General features: G+C 41.3%; 18 protein-coding genes. 12 read left to right on the top strand and 6 right to left on the bottom strand.

Annotation, left to right across the window (positions count from 1 at the left end; all coding sequences use genetic code 11):
• Nucleotide 1: 1 nt before the first annotated feature.
• Entirely contained in the window at nt 2–2,779 is a 2,778-nt protein-coding gene (locus WA256_RS03735) for a flagellar hook-length control protein FliK (RefSeq protein WP_335989077.1), read from the bottom strand.
• Between the two features lie 102 nt (nt 2,780–2,881).
• On the opposite strand from WA256_RS03735, the gene ccmA reads away from it, so the two are divergent.
• From ccmA to WA256_RS03685, 10 genes are read left to right on the top strand one after another with little or no spacing between them, the layout of a single operon-like run.
• A complete protein-coding gene (ccmA, locus tag WA256_RS03730) occupies nt 2,882–3,502 on the top strand; it encodes a cytochrome c biogenesis heme-transporting ATPase CcmA (protein ID WP_095209716.1) in 621 nt (206 codons plus the stop codon).
• On the top strand, nt 3,502–4,188 hold the full coding sequence (gene ccmB, locus WA256_RS03725) for a heme exporter protein CcmB (RefSeq protein WP_054553246.1): 687 nt from the start codon (nt 3,502–3,504) through the stop codon (nt 4,186–4,188). Before ccmA ends, ccmB begins: the two co-directional genes overlap by 1 nt.
• 1 nt (nt 4,189) lies before the next feature.
• Nucleotides 4,190–4,927 (top strand): heme ABC transporter permease, encoded by a 738-nt coding sequence (locus tag WA256_RS03720; RefSeq protein WP_054553245.1) that lies wholly within the window; start codon nt 4,190–4,192, stop codon nt 4,925–4,927.
• Nucleotides 4,928–4,929: 2 nt separating this feature from the next.
• Nucleotides 4,930–5,133: a heme exporter protein CcmD gene (ccmD, locus tag WA256_RS03715; RefSeq protein ID WP_054553244.1), complete on the top strand. Its 204-nt coding sequence runs from the start codon at nt 4,930–4,932 to the stop codon at nt 5,131–5,133.
• The gene (gene ccmE / locus WA256_RS03710) at nt 5,130–5,609 is read left to right on the top strand and encodes a cytochrome c maturation protein CcmE (protein WP_054562161.1); all 480 of its coding nucleotides are present in this window, start codon (nt 5,130–5,132) and stop codon (nt 5,607–5,609) included. The genes ccmD and ccmE overlap by 4 nt, the downstream gene beginning before the upstream one ends.
• Before the next feature lies 1 nt (nt 5,610).
• Nucleotides 5,611–7,566: a heme lyase CcmF/NrfE family subunit gene (locus WA256_RS03705; RefSeq protein ID WP_175082355.1), complete on the top strand. Its 1,956-nt coding sequence runs from the start codon at nt 5,611–5,613 to the stop codon at nt 7,564–7,566.
• The gene (locus tag WA256_RS03700; protein ID WP_054562159.1) at nt 7,563–8,132 is read left to right on the top strand and encodes a DsbE family thiol:disulfide interchange protein; all 570 of its coding nucleotides are present in this window, start codon (nt 7,563–7,565) and stop codon (nt 8,130–8,132) included. The genes WA256_RS03705 and WA256_RS03700 overlap by 4 nt, the downstream gene beginning before the upstream one ends.
• Complete coding sequence (locus WA256_RS03695) at nt 8,132–8,593, top strand: cytochrome c-type biogenesis protein (protein ID WP_054562158.1); 462 nt, start codon at nt 8,132–8,134, stop codon at nt 8,591–8,593. Before WA256_RS03700 ends, WA256_RS03695 begins: the two co-directional genes overlap by 1 nt.
• Nucleotides 8,594–9,856, top strand: a complete 1,263-nt coding sequence (gene ccmI / locus WA256_RS03690; RefSeq protein ID WP_335989071.1) for a c-type cytochrome biogenesis protein CcmI — start codon at nt 8,594–8,596, stop codon at nt 9,854–9,856. It abuts the gene before it with no gap.
• 9 nt (nt 9,857–9,865) lie between these two features.
• On the top strand, nt 9,866–10,597 hold the full coding sequence (locus WA256_RS03685) for an MlaA family lipoprotein (RefSeq protein ID WP_058586371.1): 732 nt from the start codon (nt 9,866–9,868) through the stop codon (nt 10,595–10,597).
• A gap of 65 nt (nt 10,598–10,662) precedes the next feature.
• Here the strand turns inward: WA256_RS03685 and WA256_RS03680 are convergent, their stop codons facing one another.
• On the bottom strand, nt 10,663–11,886 hold the full coding sequence (locus tag WA256_RS03680) for an EAL and HDOD domain-containing protein (RefSeq protein WP_054562155.1): 1,224 nt from the start codon (nt 11,884–11,886) through the stop codon (nt 10,663–10,665).
• 371 nt (nt 11,887–12,257) lie between these two features.
• Here WA256_RS03680 and putP point away from each other — a divergent pair, with 371 nt between their 5' ends.
• Nucleotides 12,258–13,769, top strand: a complete 1,512-nt coding sequence (gene putP / locus WA256_RS03675; protein ID WP_138519590.1) for a sodium/proline symporter PutP — start codon at nt 12,258–12,260, stop codon at nt 13,767–13,769.
• Nucleotides 13,770–13,831: 62 nt separating this feature from the next.
• Here putP and WA256_RS03670 read toward each other — a convergent pair whose 3' ends face one another.
• Entirely contained in the window at nt 13,832–14,134 is a 303-nt protein-coding gene (locus WA256_RS03670) for a YebG family protein (RefSeq protein WP_054553324.1), read from the bottom strand.
• A gap of 246 nt (nt 14,135–14,380) precedes the next feature.
• Here WA256_RS03670 and WA256_RS03665 point away from each other — a divergent pair, with 246 nt between their 5' ends.
• Nucleotides 14,381–14,674: a ComEA family DNA-binding protein gene (locus WA256_RS03665; protein WP_054562153.1), complete on the top strand. Its 294-nt coding sequence runs from the start codon at nt 14,381–14,383 to the stop codon at nt 14,672–14,674.
• A 28-nt stretch (nt 14,675–14,702) separates the two neighbouring features.
• Here the strand turns inward: WA256_RS03665 and WA256_RS03660 are convergent, their stop codons facing one another.
• The 3 genes from WA256_RS03660 to WA256_RS03650 form a co-directional block, all read right to left on the bottom strand.
• On the bottom strand, nt 14,703–15,005 hold the full coding sequence (locus tag WA256_RS03660) for a DUF6170 family protein (RefSeq protein ID WP_055197970.1): 303 nt from the start codon (nt 15,003–15,005) through the stop codon (nt 14,703–14,705).
• A complete protein-coding gene (gene dsbB / locus WA256_RS03655) occupies nt 15,005–15,523 on the bottom strand; it encodes a disulfide bond formation protein DsbB (RefSeq protein WP_269408080.1) in 519 nt (172 codons plus the stop codon). The genes WA256_RS03660 and dsbB overlap by 1 nt, the downstream gene beginning before the upstream one ends.
• A 129-nt stretch (nt 15,524–15,652) precedes the next feature.
• A complete protein-coding gene (locus WA256_RS03650; protein WP_054562150.1) occupies nt 15,653–16,804 on the bottom strand; it encodes a chorismate mutase in 1,152 nt (383 codons plus the stop codon).
• Between the last annotated feature and the right edge of the window lie 331 nt (nt 16,805–17,135).

The raw sequence follows: 17,135 nt of genomic DNA, 5'->3' as shown, positions 1-17,135 counted from the left end.
ATTACACCTTAATGTTAATAATCGCATGGGATTTATAAAAAGCTTGGTGGCTTGACGTTCCTTGTTGCAAGTTTAACTCACCTACATTTAAGCCATGGCCTGCTAATTTATGACGCAGTGTTTCTAAATGCGGATGAGCAAGCGCTGTCACTTCTTGTGAAGAAGCGAGCAACTGGCAATCAACTGCTTTATCCATCACCTCTGCGGTAATTTGTAACTTGCCAAGCTGTGCATAATCAAAGTTCAAGCGCACAAACCAGACATTTTTCGCTTCGAGTTTATTTTTACTTGGCTTTTTATACTGTCCTAAGCTGATTTCTGTTTGCCCTGTTTCAGGAGGTAATTTCATCGGCAAGAAAAATTGCGCTAAAGCACTATTATCTTGTTGCTGATTGATAGGCGTTGTTTGCACCTGAGCCAACGTGTTTTTTAGTTGTGAGGCTTCAGCCGCCATGGCTTGCATCGCCGGCTGCTGTAGCTGCTCGAGTAATTTATTGCCGTTAACGGCTTTAAAGTTGGGCACTAACACTTGCAGTAAGGCATCAAGACCAGTCTGATTATTAAAACTAAGGTTGGTTGGTGCTTGGTTAATAATTGGCGCGGCAAGTGAAGCCACTGCTAATTGTTCTAACCCTTGGCTAAAGCTCGCTTGCTGAGTCTGGCTGGGTAATGCTGTTGGCCTGAGGATACTTAAAAGCTCTCGTTCAATCGTAGTAGGATGCATGTTTTGACTCGAGATCATGCGATTAAATGCTTGATTAACGAGTCGATTTAAATCTACCGAAGACGATGTGTTTTGCTCACTCAGAGCTACAAGTTTTTCTGTTAATTGCACCGGTAGAGGTGTGCTTGCTAAAGGTTTGCTTTCAGGAAGCGGTAATAGCTTCGCAATCAGTGCTGCCTCAATCGGTCTTATCGGCAATAAGGGTTGAGCTAAGTTAGGCTCTTTTGTTGCTAAAAAGGGGGCGTGTAATTGAGTTTGCTGCTGAGCAACTTTTTGTAACCCTGCTGTTTGCTCAGCTGGTGCTCTAGTCGCTGAGTTATTCTGTTTTACTTGCTCGTTAGGCGCTGCCGCTAAAAGGTTTTTAACCACTGTTTTTACAGCTTGTTGTTGCGAAGGAGCAGGTGCCCCTTTTAAATCAGGCTTTACATTTTGTGCCGTGGGATTTGGGTCTGTGCTTAATGTCGCTTGTTTAGTTTGTGTAACCTGCTCATTCGGGTTTTTAACTACTGAATTAGCAAGGTTACTTTTAGCTTGGGCGAGCTGCTCTGTGGCTGGTTTGTCAGATTTCATGGCAGTAACAGCACCACTAACCGCTTTGTTGTCTGCAGGTGCTTTTTGCAAATTGTTATCTGTGCTCAGCAATGGTGGTTGTGTTTTGCTACTGTTTATTGCTGGTTGACTCGCCTGAGTTTGCGCACTAACAAGCGGCTCTAAACTGACTTTTATACGTTGCAGTAACTGTATTAATGGTGGAGCCTTGTTATAACTCACTGGTAAGCTAACTTGCTTTAAAGACTGACTTTCGGTTAATGGCACTGTCTGTTTAGTCGCAGGTAATGGCGTATTTGCTGTAACTGGCCCACTGGTTTTTTGCGATACTTGGTGGGCGGCGTATTGTGGCGCGCTTTGTTGAATAGCGGCAAACTTTACTATATTGATTTTATTAGCATTAAAGCCCAGTTGGCTAATCGTATTTTTGCTTTCAATCAACTGATGCTTTGACTGGTTAACAGCCGCTTTGGTGGTAGCAGGGAGCTTTTCAAAATAGCGCACTGCATCACTAATACGCGTTTTTAAATCTGCAAAACTGTCTTTTAGCCAAGAGCTAATGGGGGAATTTGAGCTGCTCGATGGCGTCATTAACGTACTCTTAGGTTCAACAGCTTGGCTTTTTAATGCTTGATTGAATGTCTCTGACAGCGAGTTCTTTAACAGTATTTGTTGCACAGGCGCTTTATTTATAAGTTCAACAGTATTTTTAACTTGCTGGGGGGTTAGTTTTAATGCATGAGGGTGAAATTGCCACTGCGCTTGAATTTGCTTCGCTTGTTTTGGCGATATTGTAGGTAGCGGTAAAGTTAATTCATTACTTTGCTTGTTTGCAACACTTAACTGTACTTGTTGCCCAGCTAATTTTAAATTCATTTCAGGGGTTAGCTTAGCCACCAACTCAGCTACTTTTTGTTGGCTAACACTTTGCTGATGGAGAGAATCCCCAAAGCGATTAATAATGTTTAAATTAAAGCTATTTTGTTGGTTGGTCGCAGGCAGCAAAATGGCTTTAAGTGGTGCTTCAGCTTTTAAAAGAGCAACCAGACTATTGTTAAGAGCAAACTCAGCTTTTAATGTTGGTAGTTGTAGTAAAGGTTTACTTGGCGCAATCTGAGCTGGGTGCGGCATATTTGTATTTGCACTCCCTTGCGTTAGCAAGTTCAGTAGTGCTTGTAATTGCTGGCTTTTGCCAAGTGTAATCGTCAGCGGTGCTGGCGTGATAGTCAGCTGTTTACCATCACTACTTAATTGAATATTGGCCGCTAGAAAGCGCTCAGTTTTGAGGTTTTCTTGCTCTGTTGATAAGCGCAGTGTTTGCCATGAGTTATTGATTAGCACGTCCATTTGCACGCTTTGCTTACCAATCACGATATTTCGGGCAGTTAAGCTCTGCTCAGCCAGCATTTTCAATGCATCATTAGGGGATTGCTGTGATGCACTGCTGATTGCTTTTGGGTCTAGATTAAGCTGAGTGCTGAGAGTCAACTGGCTTTGTTTATTCATTATTTTAGATCAAATATAAGTTAATCGTTTTAAAGCAATATTCGTATTACCCTATCATTATGGTAGACTAACGCCTAATTTTGGGTATAGAGAATCGTCATCTTGTTACACATTAAGGCCGTCACCTGCATCAAGCAAGATCGTTGTTTGTTTGCGGATCTTAATTTCAGCTTGAAATCGGGACAAATTATGCAATTAGCTGGTCCAAATGGGGCTGGTAAAACATCATTATTGCGTATTATCGCGGGTTTCGCTATGGCGGATGAAGGCGATGTTTTGTTCCAAGAACGCTCGATTACAAAATACTATGATGAATATGCACAAGAGTTATTATTCATCGGTCATAAAACAGGGGTAAATACACAACTTACTGCCCTTGAGAATGTCGCATTTTGGCTAAAAATTAATGGCTACGATAGCAAACAAGACTTGTATCCGATCCTAGCTAAAATTGGCTTAGTAGGTCTTGAAGATGTGCCTGTTCGTATGTTGTCAGCAGGGCAACAGCGCCGTGTCGCTTTAGTAAGACTGTGGCTGAATAGTGCCAAACTATGGATCCTTGATGAGCCATTTACGGCCCTTGATAAAAGCGGTGTGGCATTTTTACAAGAACGCTTTGTTGAGCACCTAAATGCTGGTGGCGCGATTCTTTTAACTACCCACCAAGACTTAACGACACATTTTAGTGACCTACAAACAGTGACTTTGGAGTATCGCCACTGATGGTAAAACAGCATTCGTATTGGCAATTATTCTCTGCGGTTTTTTCTAAAGATCTTAAATTAGCGTTTCGTCAGCGTGCTGAAATCGTTAACCCTATCTTGTTTTTTCTTATTGTTATTACACTTTTTCCGTTAGCAATTGGCCCTGAACCCGGTCTACTTGCTCGTATGGCGCCGGGCATTATTTGGGTCGCTGCGTTACTCTCGACTATGTTGGGCTTAGATAAGCTATTTCGTGATGATTATCACGATGGAACATTAGAGCAATTAATTGCTTCATCATACCCATTACCGTTAACTGTCCTTGCAAAAGTGGCAGCGCATTGGGTGATCACGGGGCTGCCTTTAGTGTTAATGACTCCGGTATTTGCTTTGTTATTGAATTTAGAAAGTTCAGCGCTTTTAGCAACCGTTCTGACCTTATTGTTAGGTACGCCATTGCTTAGCTTCATTGGCGCAATTGGCGCTGGACTGACTGTGGGACTACAAAAAGGCGGCATTTTAATGAGTTTGCTTGTTTTGCCTTTGTATATCCCTGTACTAATTTTTGCAACCTCGGCTATTGATACCAGCTCTATGGAGCTTGCCTATAGCGGACAGCTTGCAATCCTTGGTGCCATGCTAATCGTAGCGATTATAGCGGCGCCAATTGCCATATCGTCAGCATTGAAAGTGAGTGTAAGTTAATATGTGGAAGTGGTTACATCCCTACGCAAAAGCAGATCGTGCTTACCAATTGTGTAACACCTTACTGCCTTATTTCGCCGTCGTTACGGTGGTTTGTATGATTGTTGGATGGGTCTGGGGGCTTGCTTATGCCCCAGCCGATTACCAACAAAAAGACAGCTACCGAATTATTTTTATCCATGTGCCTTCAGCTATTTTATCTATGGGCGCTTACTCTTCTATGGCGATTGCAGCAGTGATCGCACTAGTATGGCAATTACGTAATGCAGAACTTGCAGTGATTGCAATTGCACCTGTCGGGGCATGTGTGACAGCGATAGCATTAATTACCGGTGCAGCATGGGGTAAACCTATGTGGGGCGCATGGTGGGTGTGGGATGCACGTCTTACCTCTGAGTTAATTCTGTTATTTTTATACCTTGGTGTGTTATCGCTTTATCATGCTTTTGAAGATAAAAAAGCAGCGGGGCGTGCTGCTTGTATATTAGCCATTGTTGGGGTTATCAACTTACCGATTATTCACTTCTCGGTGGAGTGGTGGAATACCTTGCATCAAGGTGCAACCATTACAAAGTTTGATACTAAAGCCATTGATCCAAGCATGTTTTGGCCATTAATGGTTAACATTGTTGCGTTTGCAGGTTTTGTTGGTGTGGTGACGTTAATCCGTCTTAAAAACGAAATTCTCCAACGTGAAAAGCATCGCCCTTGGGTGCGTGATATGGTTGAGCGAGGTTAATCATGCAGTTTGATTCTTTTGCAGATTTTATTGCCATGGGTGGCTATGGCTTTTATGTATGGTTGTCTTTTGGTAGCTGTGCATTAATTTTACTCGGTATTTTATTTAGTTCGTTAAACGATACAAAACGTATTTTCTCTTCAGTAAAGCAGCAAGCACAACGTGAAGAGCGCATTAAGAAAGCGAAGCAAGAGGCAGGGCAATGAATCCAAGACGTAAAAAACGTTTATTAGCAGTTGTAGCCATTATTTTTGGTGTGGGTGCAACGATTGGTTTAGTGCTGTACGCACTGCAAGAAAACATTAATTTATTCTATACCCCAAGTGAACTTGTTGAGGGTAAAGGACCAAACAAAGAAAAACCGCATATTGGCCAAAAGTTACGTATTGGTGGCATGGTTGTACCTGGCTCAGTTGTTCGTGACGAATCAAGCTTAAAGGTAAGCTTCAAACTGATTGATAAAGGCCCTATGGTGACAATAAATTATCAAGGGATTTTGCCGGATTTATTCCGTGAAGGCCAAGGGATTGTGGCGCAGGGTGTGTTAGTTAAAGCCAATGAAATTGATGCCTTTGAAGTACTTGCAAAGCATGATGAAGAATACATGCCTGCAGAAGTTGCTGAAGCTGTGAAGGGTATCAAGCACGAAAAACCGACGTATAACTTAGATAACGGCAATTAATATGATCCCAGAACTCGGTTATTTTTCTTTAACACTGGCCATGGTGCTCAGTGTTCTATTGTGTATTTTTCCTTTGTGGGGCGCGCATACCGGCAATTTACGTTTAATGCGTGCAGCCCCATCACTGGCAATTGGACAATTCGTATTTGTACTTTTGTCTTTTGCTGCACTTGTTTATGCCAGTTTAACCGACGACTTTACTGTTTCGTATGTTGCTTATCACTCAAGTAGCACCTTACCTTGGTACTACAAAATAACCTCGACATGGGGTGGTCATGAAGGGGCAATTTTACTCTGGTTAGTAATGCAAGCGGGTTGGACAGCAGTTGTCGCTATGCGTTCGCAATCATTACCTTGGGTATTACGTGCTCGTGTACTGGGTGTACTAGGCTTTTTAGGTGTTGGCTTTATGCTGTACACCTTATTAATGTCGAGCCCATTTGAGCGCTTATTACCGTATTTCCCTGTTGAAGGTCGCGATTTAAATCCGTTATTGCAAGACCCAGGTATGATCATTCACCCGCCATTGCTTTACATGGGCTATGTGGGTTTATCTGTGTCGTTCTCATTTGCTATTGCAGCGTTACTTACAGGTAAGCTTGATAATACCTGGGCTAAATGGTCTCGTCCTTGGACTATGACAGCATGGGGTTTTTTAACACTCGGTATTACCATTGGTAGTTGGTGGGCATATTCAGAACTTGGCTGGGGTGGCTGGTGGTTCTGGGATCCAGTTGAAAACGCATCATTAATGCCATGGCTTGTGGCAACCGCATTGCTGCACTCATTATCAACCACCGAAAAGCGTGGTGTATTTAAGTCGTGGACCGTATTGTTGGCTATTGCAGCATTCTCGTTAAGCTTACTGGGTACCTTTATTGTTCGCTCGGGTATCATTGTATCTGTGCATGCTTTTGCCTCAGATCCTAACCGCGGTATGTTTATTTTAGCTTTCTTAGCCATTGTAGTTGGTGGTGGTTTATCGCTTTATGCACTGCGTGTTTCGCAGGTGAAAAGTGAAGGCCGTTATAAGTTTGCCTCACGTGAAGTTGCGCTTTGGCTAAATAATATTTTCTTAGTTGTGGCAACACTGATTGTATTGCTAGGTACATTATTGCCAATGATCCACAAAGAACTTGGCTTAGGAAGCATTTCGATTGGTGAACCCTTCTTCAATAAGATGTTTGCTATTTTACTGGTACCGTTTGCCATTTTAATGGGGATGGGTCCGCTGTTACGCTGGAAACAAAATAAATGGTCAATGTTGCAAAACAAATTTGCACTATCGGCTGTAGTTAGCCTAGTTGCAACGGCAGCGTGGTTATATTCAAGCTATGACGTAATTGCGCCTATTACCTTTATTGCAACTACGCTAGCGGTATGGATTGTTGTTACTACAGTGGTTGATTTAGCGGCAAAAGTAACTATTCACAAAACCTTAGGCGAAGGCTTTAAACGTTTAGGGCTAAGCTATTGGGCGATGGTTTTAGGCCATGTTGGTTTAGCGTTCGTGATTGCAGGTGTAACGCTCACCTCTGCTTATTCAGTAGAGCGTGATGTATCAATGAAGCCGGGTGACACTGTGGCTTTAAATGAATACCAGTATCGTTTTGATGGTGTTAAGTCTATCCGCGGCGCAAACTATAGTGGCCATGCTGGTGTTGTCACTGTGCTGAAAAACGATAAACAAGTAACCGTTTTACATGCTGAAAAACGCCGATATGACATTGGTATGCAGTTTATGACTGAAGCGGCTGTTGATGCAGGCTTCACACGTGACTTATATCTAGCGCTTGGTGAGCAATTAAGCCAAGGTGCGTGGTCGTTGCGTATTTACCATAAGCCTTATGTTCGTTGGATGTGGCTCGGTGGTATCTTGATTTCACTGGCAGGCTTTTTAGTACTTGGTGATAAACGCTATCGCCAAAAATCGACTAAGCAGGAGGCTTCAGCATGAACCGTAAACTACTCGCACTAGCACCCTTACTGGTTTTCGTTTTACTGTGTGTGTTTTTATATCAAGGTTTGTTTGCTAACCCGCGTGAGCTGCAAACAGGGCGTATTGGGCAGGCTATGCCAGCTTTTAACCTGCCAGATTTGATGGATGAGTCAAAGCGTTGGACTGATGCAGATTTAAAAGGTGAAGTTTACTTACTTAATGTGTGGGGCACATGGTGCCCGACCTGTTTAGCTGAGTTAGGCTATTTAACCGAGCTTAGAGAGCAGGGCGTTAAGATTGTTGGCTTATACTACGAGCAAGGCTACGACCCTGACTTTGATGGCCAGTTTGATATTAACGCACTACGCGAAGATGTTACTAGCATGCTTAATCGTGCTGGCGATCCATATCAATTTAATATCTTAGATTTAAAACGCACATTAGCCCTTGATTTAGGTGTGTCTGGCGCACCAGAGACCTTTTTAGTCGATAAGCAAGGCACTATTTTGCTACACCATACCGGCGATATTAATCCGCGTGTGTGGCGAGCCAAATTCGCACCGTTAATGCAGGAGTTACAGTAATGAGACTCGTGATTTTTTTAGCAAGTTTGCTTATCACGTTTAGCGCATTTGCAGAGCAAGACAAGTATCAATTTGATGATAAAGAGCAAGCTGTTCGCTTTAGTGAACTTACCAAAGAGCTGCGTTGCCCTAAATGTCAAAACCAGAACATTGCCGATTCAGACGCCGTTGTAGCCAAAGACTTACGGGACAAAGTATTAACGCTGGTAAAAGATGGCAAAAGCAAAGATGAAGTCATCGATTATATGATTGACCGTTACGGTTACTTCGTACATTACGATCCACCAGTAACACCAGCAACCTTAGTGTTATGGGTATTGCCAGTATTAATTGTGGTACTTGGCTTTGGCTTTATTGTTTTACGCCAACGTAAGGCATCTGTAAAACAAACATGGACAGAGCAAGACGAGGCGCTGCTTGCAAAGTTAATTGAACAAAATCAACGTCAGGAGCAAAGCTAGATGGCATTAATGTGGGCTTCTTTTGTTTTACTCACACTGGTTGCATTGCTATTTGTTGTCGTTCCGTTTTTTAAACGCGAACGTATTCAACGCCTTGATCACAATGCAAACTCGGAGTTAATCCGAATTTATCATCAACGTTTAGACGAGCTTAAAGCTGACTTAGATAACCAGCGTATTGATGCACAAATGCACGATGAGTCAGTTATCGAACAAAAGCGTCGTTTACTCAATGAATTGTCTCCAGAAAAAGCGCTAAATAGTAAAGGTAACAACCGTATTTTTGCGCTTACTGGCGCTGGCTTTTTAGTTGTTTTAACGGCTATCTTTTATGGCTACACGGGTAGTCAGCAGCAAATTAAAGGCTGGCATGACGCGATGGCAAACCTTAAGTCGTATGGTGAGCGTGCCGTAATGCAAGATGGTGAGCCGTTAACACCGAATGAGCTGCAAGCATTTGCTTTAGCATTGCGTACCAAGCTTGATCAAAGTGGTGATGATGAAGTGGCGTGGATGCTGCTAGGTCGTGTTGCGATGTCATTAAATGAATTTGATATGGCAATGCAGTCATTTGATAAGGTTCTTAAAATGAACCCAGATAACAAGCAAGTGCTGATCAGCTATTCGCAAGTTCTGTTAATGGAAGGCAGTGATGCGAATATGTCTCGTGCGGCGACTATGTTATCGAGAGTGTTAAAAGCAGAGCCGACCAATATTGATGCTATCTCATTGCTAGCCCTAATTGCTTATGAGCGTAAAGATTGGCTGCAAGCAAAAACTGCGTTTGAAGTACTGCTTGCAAGTATGCAGCAAAACGACCCGCGCTATAGCATGATTGCAGAGCGAATTGCTGAAATTGATGCTCATTTAAATAATGAGCAGCAAGTTACAAATACAAAACTCGCAGAAGCTTCAAACAGTGAAATTAGCATCACGGTTGATTTAGACTCTGCACTTGCAGATTCGCAGCCACAAAACGGCACGTTATTTGTTTTTGCAAAAGCAGCCAGTGGTCCACAAATGCCATTAGCTGTGGTAAAAATGACCGAATATAGCTTTCCGCTAACCGTGACGTTGAGTGATAGCAATGCCATGGTAGAAGGCTTGAATCTATCAAGTGTCGATAAAATTATTTTAACTGCGCGTTTATCAAAAGATGCAACTGTGGTAACTTCTAGCGGCGAGTTGGAAGGCAAGTCGGATGTTTTAGAGCGCGCAAACGTAAAAGAATATTCGTTGCTAATTAATGAGTTAATACCTTAAGGATAGCCGATGTTTAGGCACAGTATATTTTTTATCTTTTTTGTAGTGCTTGCAGGATGCGCACAAATACCTGAAGAAAAAGCGGATGAGCGAGACCCATTACAGTCGTTTAACCGTCCTATGTATGATTTTAATATGGACGTGCTTGACGCTTATATTCTTCGCCCAGCAGCTGTTGGCTACGTTACAGTCACGCCAACACCGGTAAGACGTAGCATTGTTAATTTTACCGATAACATCACCGCACCAACAGATATGGTCAATGCTGGCCTGCAAGGTAAACCTGGTAATATGGGTATTAGCCTAGCGCGCTTTTTAGTGAACTCTACGGTAGGTTTACTCGGCTTTTTTGATGTCGCTTCATCGCTGGGTTTAGAAATTGTCGATGAAGACTTTGGTCAAACCTTAGGTGTATGGGGTGTAGGTGATGGCGCATACTTGATGATCCCAGGTATGGGGCCAAGTACAGCACGAAACCTAACAGGTGATGTGGTAGATAACTTTGTGTTACCTGAAATCACGTTAACAACACCACAGACAATATTAGTGTTCGCGCTGAAAGCGGTTGAGGCCCGTGCTTCATTAATGCCACAAGAGAGCCTATTAAATGAGTCGCTAGACCCTTATATCTTCATGAAGGATATTTACTTCCAGCGTCAATTATATGAGCTACATGATGGTAATCCGCCAGTAGAAAAAGAGCCTGATGATTTTGACGAAGACTTCTTAGAAAATCTTTAAGATTATTCAAATAAAAATGCCAGCAATTGCTGGCATTTTTTATAGCATTAATAGATTGATATTCATCAGTCTCCAAACACACTCATTTGGTCATTAGACCAACTTAATGCGTCGTGGTAAGCGTCCGGTACTTCTTCTGGCTTAAGGCCCAACTGTTGTTGGATTTCTTTCGCTTTTTCCCAATTTGCTTGCTCATAGAATTTTACAAGGTTTAGATAGGTAGCGAGTAAGCCTTCATCTTTAAGTAGAGCGTCTTTAATTTCGTTGGTCAGCGGTAACTTATTCATAACGCTTGGCATATCTTCATCTAAGATAGCATCCATTAATGACATCATGCCTGTTAAGAAAGCCATACCTGTATCGCGTAACTTACCATGACTAATTGCCAGTAATTCAGCAAACCGTGCTCGGGTTAGCGACAGGCGGATCAGTTCAGCAGGTTTATCTGCAGATACTTGAGCTGCAAATAACAGCGACAAGAAACGTTTAATTTCTTCGCTTCCTAATACGATAAGCGCTTGCTTGATTGTGCTGATTTCGGCACGGCGTTTAAATGCCGCGGAGTTTGAATAGCGTAATAGCTTATAAGATAAGTTAACGTCACGTTCAAACACCTCAGTGATTTTTCTAAGGTTTAAATCAATACTTGATGTTTCGTATAGGAGCTCGGCAAGAGCCATCTCAGAAGGTGGCAAAGTTTTACTTTGTACCATCTCCGGTTTTGAAAAGAAAAAGCCTTGAAAGTAACTAAAACCCATTTCTAGGGCAAGTTGGTATTTCTCGTAAGTTTCGACTTTTTCGGCAAGCAACTTGATGTGCGGGTGAGGTTTTATCGCTTCAATAACCGCTTCAATCGACTCTTTGTCTGTGGTTAAAAAGTCAATTTTGATCATATCGATATACGGATAAAAATGACGCCAGACAGGTTGATGAATGTAATCATCAAGGGCCAGTGTGTAACCACGCTCTTTTAAATCTTTAACCAGAGCAAGTAAACGTTTACCTGGTTGAATAGTTTCAAGAATTTCGACAACGACTTGTTCTTTACCCAGTAATAAAGGGTAGCCTTTTTGGAGTGTCTCTAAAGTGAAATTAATGTAAGCTGGTTTGTTATCCGTTAAATCTTCTAAACCAAAATTGAACTGACTACCTTCAATGAGTCGTGATGTTGCTTCATCGCCATCAATGTCTGGAAACACGTTATCTACGCCATCCCTAAACAGGAGTTCGTAGCCGACAAGTTTCTTTTCCTTATCTAAAATAGGTTGGCGTGCAGCGTAAAAATACATAGTCCTGGCATGTCCACTTCGGTTAATTCATTTATCCATCAGCAATATATGTCATTGTGCCTGAAATAGCATTAATTAAATGCGAGTATTTGAGGATAAATACTGATTTTATTCTGATCTTAAGACTAGGATAAATTGCAATTGAATTCTATAACTTGCGATTAAATATCATATTTTTGTTATGAAAAGGTTGAAATTGTAAACCCTGCCATTGAACTGCTTGATTGGAGTTGTAGGGGGGAAGCATGTTATAGTCATGGGTGATATCGGTTTTTACCCCAATAATGTCTTAAAATTAAATAACTTGCGAGTCATTATTCGGATTAAAAGCCAACATTAAACAACTTTTGGAGGCTAATTTGGAAACAGGAATGATAATTTCGTTAGCAATGTACTTCATCGTCATGCTGGGGATTGGGCTGTATGCTTATAAGCAATCTACCGACGATGTATCAGGCTATATGCTAGGTGGTCGTAATTTATCACCAAGTGTTGCTGCGCTTTCAGCTGGCGCATCAGACATGAGTGGTTGGCTGCTAATGGGTCTACCGGGTGCAATGTATTTGTTTGGTTTAAGCAAGGTTTGGATTGCCATAGGTCTAGTACTCGGTGCTTGGGCTAACTACTTCCTAGTCGCGCCTCGTTTACGTGTTTACACAGAAAAGGCGAATGACTCAATCACCATTCCTGATTACTTCGCGAACCGCTTTGATGATAATAAAAATATTCTGCGTGTGATCTCTGCGATTGTAATCATTGTTTTCTTCACCTTGTATACCTCATCAGGTGTTGTTGCAGGCGGCAAGTTGTTCGAAAACTCATTTAATATGAGCTACGAAATGGGTCTGTACATCACAACCGGTGTTGTCGTGTTATATACTTTGTTTGGTGGCTTCTTAGCAGTGAGCCTGACTGACTTTGTACAAGGCTGTATCATGTTTATCTCGTTGCTGGCTGTGCCAATTGCAACGTTTACCATGCTTGATCAGCCAGTTATGGATACACTTGCAAATGCACGCTATGACTTATTATTAAGCTCACCAAAAGAATCAGAAATTCATGCGCTTAATATGATGGATTGGTTTGCTGGTGGCTCAACGATTGCGATTATCTCTGCAATGGCATGGGGCCTTGGTTATTTTGGTCAACCACATATTATTGTGCGTTTTATGTCTGTGCGTTCTGTGAAAGATATGCCGACTATGCGCCGTGTGGGTATGTCGTGGATGACGCTTTCAGCTATTGGTGCTGTGCTAACAGGTCTATTTGGTGCTGCTTATATGCTTGAAAACCAAATGCCAATTGATGATAAAGAAACGATTTTCCTAGTGTTGTCTGAGCTTATCTTCCATCCTTTAATTGCCGGCTTCTTATTGGCAGCTATTTTAGCGGCGATTATGAGTACCATCTCATCACAGTTATTAGTGTGTTCAAGCTCACTAACCGAAGACTTTTATAAGATTTACTTAAACCGCAGCGCATCTCAAAAAGAGCTGGTTTTAGTTGGTCGTATTAGTGTTATTTTGGTGGCTCTATTTGCTATTTACTTAGCCTATGACCGCGATAGCTCTATCTTAGATTTAGTGAGTAATGCATGGGCAGGTTTTGGTGCTGCATTTGGTCCACTCGTATTACTGAGCCTTTACTGGAAGCGCATGAACTTACAAGGCGCTATTAGTGGTATGGTTGTTGGTGCTGCAACAGTGCTGTTTTGGATTTACGCGCCAATTACAATTGATGGCCAAGCATTAAGTGCAATCATTTATGAGATTGTCCCAGGCTTTATTTTATCAACAATTGCTATTGTTGTTGTTAGCCTTATGACAGCTGAGCCGAAAAAAGAAATTACAGACTTATTTGATGAAGTTGAGTCGTCACTGTAGTTTTTGATTAAACACAAAAAAGGGCAACATCTGTTGCCCTTTTTTATGATCTAAATTTGCGTTTAGCTTGCCGCTTTTTCTTTTATATCAGCAACGTTGTCGTCTGACTTTGCTTTTTTAGGCTTAGCTGGGGCGTCTTTTGCACCTTTAAGTACCGCCATAAATTGGTCTTTTTCTTTTGCCATTTCAAGCGCCAGTGACTCAATTTGTTGCTCGCTTAATGGTACATCAACTTTTTCAAGCATTAGTTCTAATGACTCAGCAATGTCGAGCATTTTGTCATACGCATCAGCTTCTTTCTTAGTAGTAAACGTCATGCGCTCGACTCCGTTTCTTTCTACAACATATTTAACAACAACAGCCATGATTTCTCCTGCATTTAAGCGTGGCATTTGCAGCGTAATACCGCTACTTTGATTACTGTTTTTATATACAGTAATGCTTCGGGGCTTACTTTGCAAGTAACTTGAGAAAAATTTTATTCAGCAAATTTGACAATAATAGGGACATTAGCTTTATTTAAATTGTTACCCAAAGTTAAACACAAGCGATGGAGTGAGTGTTGGGTAATAGCTAACTACCTGTCCAAGATGGACATCATGGAGGAAATTATGAAATTACTATCAAGTATTTTACTTGCCACAAGCATTGCGTTACTACCTGCTACATCGGCATTCGCCGTTAAACCAACCGAAGCAACACAAGTTAAAATGCAAAAGCTCAGTATAAACAAAGCCAGCATAGATCAACTTACTCAATTACCGGGTATTGGAGAGTCAAAAGCTAAAGCGATTGTTGAGCACCGTAAAAAGCAAGGTCCGTTTAAGTCGGTAGAGCAATTAAAAGAAGTAAAAGGAATTGGCGATAAGCTATTTGCTAAACTTGAGGGGAAAATTACATTATAAATAGCGGGCTATACACCTAAACAGGGCGTTATTCGCCCTGTTTAAATTCATCGATAGCTTTGTCTAAATGCGCTAATGCGAACATGTTTTCGATAGGTGTTGTGATGAGTGGGTAACTCAAGCCCGCTAACAATAACCAAGGAATAAGCATCCAGCCTTCAAAGTAGGCCAAGCCTAAAAATAATGGTGCTAAAAAGGCAAGCTTACATACTGATAAAATGATCTTTTTGCTTGGGCTTAAATGAGCCAAAGCAAGGGCAATAATTTGCTGGCGTTGCCTTACTTTAAAGCTTTTTAAAGCAGGGATTTGGCTAGTAAAAAAATAAATCATTATAGCGACTTTTTACTCACTAATCGGCTAACTAGAATAGCCACAAATACCACTGAAAATGCTGCAAAAATCACTTCCATCCATGCTGGCATACTCATAGAAGCAAACTGCCAATCGATATTTCCGCAATCACCAGTAGCGGCAAAGAAGCTAGGGATCCATTCATGCAAAGGCATAAAACTTGGGAAGTTAGGTTCAAATGCACAGCTAAATGCAAAAGGGTCAGTATTGTTTTGCATTGCAATGTGTTCTTTGGCAATAAAGTAACCCCAAATTGCAGAGACACCCCAAGTGGCAAATGCGACTAAGCGAACAACCATATTTTGTGGGTTAATTGCACCAATCACACCCGCTGCAAGTAAGCCTAAAACAGCGGTACGTTGATATATACACATGATGCATGGCTCAAGGCCCATGTTGTATTGAAAAAATAACGCAGTGATTTCAAATGCGAGGGAAATAACGGCTAATAATAACCAAGGTGTTCTTTTAGTTGCTAATTCTGCTAACCAATTCATGAAAGTTCCAATTTCAAATTGTTTTCAAGATTATGCTTAGACAGGGCAGTGGGTGCAAGTATCTAAGATGAAATTATACGAAAAAGGAGCCAACGAGCTCCTTTTCATTAATCATACCTAGGTTGGCTATTACACACTAACAGCTTGCAAAGACTCACTTTGATAGCAGCCTAATACACGTGTGTATTGGGTGTGTTCTTTTAGCTCTTCAAGCGCTTGCTTAACATGTAAGTCATCAAGGTTTGCTTCAAGGTCAACATAAAACACCTCTTCCCATGGGTTTCCAGGTACTGGACGAGATTCCAATTTTACTAGGTTAATTTGATGTTGTTTAAAAATCATCAAGGCATCAGCCAATGAACCCGCTTGTTGTTTGGTCGCCATAATCAAACTGGTTTTTGTTGGAATTTGCTTAGATACTTGCAACGGGTTACGCGCGACGACAATGAAGCGGCTATGGTTTTCGCTTTGGTTTGCAAGGCCTGATTTAACGACCTCTAACCCTACATTTTTACCTGCTTGTGCTGAGCCGATAGCGGCGCTGTTTGTAGTTTCAACCGCTGATTGTAATGCATGGAAGGTTGAGTCACAGGTTTCATGTTGAATATCACCTAAACCCTGAATGAAGCGGCTACATTGAGCAAAAGGCTGTGGGTGAGCAAAGATTTTATTAATGTGAGAAAGCTCAGTACCTGGCATTGCTAATAAACAGTGCTCAACGCTGTGAGTGACCTCACCGACAATTGATACTTGTGCATGTTGTAATAAATCGAACACTTCATTGATACTACCTGAGCTGGTGTTTTCAATTGGCAGTAAGCCGAAATCAGCTTGGCCACTTTCAACTTTGCCAGTGATTTGATCAAAGCTCGAACAGCCCATCTCAATCAGCTTACCTGGGCGACGGCTAAAATATTTATGGCAGGCTAATTGGCTATAAGAGCCTTGACCACCTAAGTAAGCAACACGATGACTTTCGCTCATTGCTTCAGGGTTTAGATTCTTTTGTAGCATTGCTTGTTGATTCAAAACAGAATCTTCAAGAATAGTTTGGAACACATTATTGATGTAGTACGCATCTAGACCTAGCGACTTACCATAATTAATAAGCTTTTCGAGTAATGCTTGTTCGCGGGCTTCATCGCGAATTGGTTTGTTATTGGCAATTTTATATTCAACTACGCTGTGGCTAATACGGCGTCTTTTAGCCAGTAACACCAATAAGTCGGAATCTATTTCATTAATATCGTGTCGTAACGCATTTAATGTATCAATGCTCATGTTGGTTTCCTCATTCCAAAACAGTGCACAAACAAAAAAGCCTCCCAAGTGGGAGGCTTTAGCTATTCGGTGAATTTATCTCGCAAACAGTTAAGCCTCCTCTATCTAAAGAAGCTAAAAAACGAAAAATAAGTGCGAGAGATAATTTGTTTCATTGAACTAATGTAAAAACACTTGTATGTAAAGTCAACTGCCTATCGCAGCTAATTTAGAAAACATCGGTGTTTACTCAGAAAATTCATTTATATTTATAAAAAATTTATAAATATAAAAATGAATCTGGTATATTTGTTTTTGCACAATAAATAATAACAATTATTAATAAGGTAGT

It is taken from the genome of Pseudoalteromonas sp. CH_XMU1449-3 (assembly GCF_037027245.1).
GTDB lineage: Bacteria > Pseudomonadota > Gammaproteobacteria > Enterobacterales > Alteromonadaceae > Pseudoalteromonas > Pseudoalteromonas shioyasakiensis.
This window is presented reverse-complemented; position numbering and strand designations above follow the sequence as displayed.